A 3,664-nucleotide genomic window follows, 5' to 3' on the forward strand; every position below is an offset into this window, starting at 1 on the left:
CGCCCACTACCGAGACTGCCTTGCGCGTACTGTCGATATATTCGGTCTGACCAGGATACCCCTGCATGGCGTAATAGAGCACGCCAGTCGGCCCTTCAGGCAGCAACTGGTCCGCCAGCGCCCGAGCGCCCTCCTCGTGGCACGCCAGACCCAGAATGCAGCGGGAAACCGCTCCGCGCATTGCGCGAAAGTTGAACGCTTCCTTCGTGTCGTAGTGAGCGAGCGAAGGAGCCCATGACCCCTTGCCGGTGTAATTCCACCACGACCAGAGCATCGCGGTAGCCTTGTCGAGTTCGTCCTGCCATTTCTTGCGTGTGTTTTTATCGCTCTTCAGGAATGCTTGACGTGTCTGGTCGCTTCCATCGAGAAATGCACAACGCCGTGCCCTGGCGGCATTCGCCGCCGCCAGGGCTCTGCCATGCACCTCAAGCACAGCGCCGCCCGTCGCTCCCGTGCCTTTGACGGCACTACCTACCGGGTCGTTGTCGAACAGATTGTTGTAAGCCTTGGAGGCCGCCTGTTCCAGCACCGCATCGACAGCGGCTGAGGCCCACAACCCGCGCTGAGATTTAGCGTTGTAGTCGCCCCAGCCACTGAGCACCCGGCCAATGCCTTGATTCAATTCGCTCATGATGCCGACTGCGTCGTATAGCACCACCGCCAGACGTGCGCCGCCCGGGCCTTGTGCCATGCTCATTTCTGCAGTTGTAGGGAGCTGAGCGCCTTGCTGATATTCCGACCACGGAACGCTCTTGCCGTCCACGCCAACCGCATGCTGACTGGCGATATCCTCCAACCGAATCGTGTGTTGAACCGGCGGCGCTTTATCTGGATTAGCGCATTTCCGGAAAGCGGCAATCCAGGGGCTGAGATTAAGAGCCGTGCCCAGTTGAGTTCGAATCCCATTGGTATCGTTCTTGAACGCCTTGAGTTTATCGGGCGTTTGCATCGTATCCGCGAACCAGATGACTACCTGAGCCGGATCATGATCGTAGGCAGGAATATACGGGAAGCCCAGCGGCTTGCCGGCCAGTTCAATGGGCTTGAATTGCCGGTCCAGGGCAAGACGCTGGAATTGTGCCGGGCGTTGCAGGCCACCATTCGTGCCATCATCCGGGCTGCGATAGACAAAGCAGATGATCTGTTCGCGATTGTCTGGATCGTAAATGTACAGATAGCCGTCATCGTCTCGCAGGCCTCGCAACACATAACGCATGTTTTTCAGTACCGGAAAATCATGCGTCAGGTTTGCGTGCTCATAGGCAAAGCCGCTGCCATTGAAAGGCTGCACGGCATAGCGAAGAGGGAAAAACGGCACGACTTTCGTGCAATTGTGCGCGCCCTTTGCCGAACTGGCAGGCGTGCTGGCTGCCAACTCCTGAGCGGTTTTAGTGATGATCGTCATGCGTGACCTTCTTCCATTAAAGCATTCGCCTGCTGCAGGCGACGCCAGGCAGGAACTGCGCGGTCGTCCAGAATGATCGCCAGCGCGCTCCCGGGTGCAAATAGCTGCCTGTGATAGCGGAAATAGACGTCAAGAAATCCGTATATGTCTTCGTCGCAGGAAAAGCCGCGCGTTTGCGCATCGGCGGCATGCTTTCGAACGGCTTCAGCCAGGAGCTCGTCGCTCGCGTTTTCCAGGCCGGAAATTCCCGCAGCTCTCAGGCGGCGAACAAATCCAAGATTGCGATAGTCGATACCCTGGTCGTCAAGCGCTCCCAGGAGCTGGTCGGATACGTTCAAGCTATCTCTTGCTATCTGCCCATGCCCAGGCGAGGGATGATCAAGGCGATACCAGTCGCCTCGCCCTTCATTCCATTCGCACCAATACCATCGATCGATTGGCCCCATGAGCATCGCCGTCGTGTAGGAGTCACTTCCCACAGCGAAGCCGCGCATCGCACGCGGTTCGTGGAGTCTCAGCAAAGAAGTGGTTCCATCTGGCAACTGCGCGTGCCTTAACGCACGCAAGTGTTGCAATACCGCATCGAAAGGTTGTGCCGACAACAGCAGACCGCCCCAATGCTGGGCTGCCCAGGACGATATATAGGCGTCCAGCAGCGCCGAATCGGCATTCGACTCGACCAACATCGGCCCATCTTTAAACTCGCGCGCGTACTCCGTACCGCTGTAAATCCATTCGATCCAAGCCCGGTGATCTACCTTACGCACGATAGATTCAAGATCGCGATCCAGACCACCATCGAAAATCCATAGCAGCCGATGCGCAGTCTCGACTTCGCCGCGCAAAATGGTGGGCGTGCTGGCGATCATATTCATGCATGTCCCTTGCTTCGACCGCAGGGACAATCACTGAGCGGACATGTGCCGTCAGCACGCATCGCGCAGAGCGTATTGAATGGACGCCCCTGTTTAGCAACTCCGCTGATACTTAGCGCGTTGCCCGCTCCGCCAGATTGGGTCATTGGTCCCTTGAGACTGATTGCCATACCTTCGATGGTGATGCCACCGGCATCGATGGTGAGCGTGCCACCGGGTCCGCGAATCACGATCTCCTGGCTGGCCTTCAACTCGTAATGCTGCGTCTGGCGCTCGATGGACTGACCCGCTGTGAGCTTGTGATGCCCTTGCACGCTTGCCTCGACATGTCCACCCACATCGATGATGTGATTGGCCGTGGTCTGGTCCTTGCGATGATTCCCCACCTGCTCGACGCGATCCTTGCCTACATGGATCGTGTGATTGCGCTCGATGGAAAGAAGCGCGTCCTGGCCAACGGTGTGGGTCCGGTTGTGCCCGATGCGCACCTGTTCGTCATTGCCCACGCTTTCCGTTCGGTCATGACCGATGTCGATTGTTTCGTCATGCTCGACATTTTCCTTGCGATCATTGCCGACGAATGTCGTCTCATCGTGATTAACGTGAATGTTTTGATCTTTCTGCGCATGGACGTAGATTTCTTCCTGATCCTTTTCGTCCTCGAAGCGCAGTTCGTTGTAACCTTCCCCCTTGTGCGTCTGGCTCTTGATCGTCATGCGCGTCTTGTGACGCGGCAGCTCATAGGGCGGCAGGTTGGTCGCGTGGTACGTCCTGCCGATAATGATCGGTTGATCGCAGTCACCATCGAGGAAGGCCACGATGACTTCCTGTCCGATGCGCGGTATCGCCATGTGTCCCCACGTTGCACCGGCCCAGTTCTGCGCCACGCGTATCCAGCAGGAGCTGTTCGCGTCGTTGTTGCCGTAGCGATCCCAGGGGAATTGCACTTTGACGCGACCATATTCGTCGCAGTAGATTTCTTCGCCTTCGGGACCGGTAACGGTCGCGATCAACGGACCGTCGATACGGGGCTTGGGCAGGAGTTCGGGCTTCCACTCGATGTGATTAGGAATGATCTTTGCCGTATAGCTGTACTGCGTGCCGGTGTCAGCTTCCGCGGATTCTTCCGCCTGGCTCACGGCCTGCGTGCCGGTGTGCACCATGCTCACCACCCGCCAGCCGGTGTTCCAGTCCTCGCGGACGTGGCCTTCCAGATCGAACGCGAGGCCTGGTTGCAGGCGGGCATCGTCGCCCTCAATCGCGGCCAGTTGGGCTTCGTTACGTAGCGCGAGCAGGCGCGTCTCCGTAAATGGCCGCCCAGCCTCATCGCGCTTGTACCGCCCGGGGTAGTCGAAGCGTTCATAACCGCCGTCCTGGTGCTCAA

Annotated in this window: 3 protein-coding genes; all 3 read right to left on the bottom strand. The window is 58.1% G+C overall.

Features of this window, described 5'->3' with window-relative positions; all coding sequences use genetic code 11:
• Positions 1 to 1,405: toxin VasX (locus tag G3N59_RS36700; protein WP_205987900.1), on the bottom strand; the 1,405-nt coding region annotated here is incomplete at its 3' end.
• Positions 1,402 to 2,280 (bottom strand): DUF4123 domain-containing protein, encoded by an 879-nt coding sequence (locus tag G3N59_RS36705; RefSeq protein WP_205987901.1) that lies wholly within the window; start codon positions 2,278 to 2,280, stop codon positions 1,402 to 1,404. The genes G3N59_RS36700 and G3N59_RS36705, both read right to left, overlap by 4 nt.
• A partial coding sequence (tssI, locus tag G3N59_RS36710) for a type VI secretion system tip protein TssI/VgrG (RefSeq protein WP_205987902.1) occupies positions 2,277 to 3,664 on the bottom strand: 1,388 nt, incomplete at its 5' end. The genes G3N59_RS36705 and tssI, both read right to left, overlap by 4 nt.

The sequence above is a fragment of the Paraburkholderia sp. Ac-20340 genome, assembly GCF_017104965.1.
Lineage (GTDB): Bacteria > Pseudomonadota > Gammaproteobacteria > Burkholderiales > Burkholderiaceae > Paraburkholderia.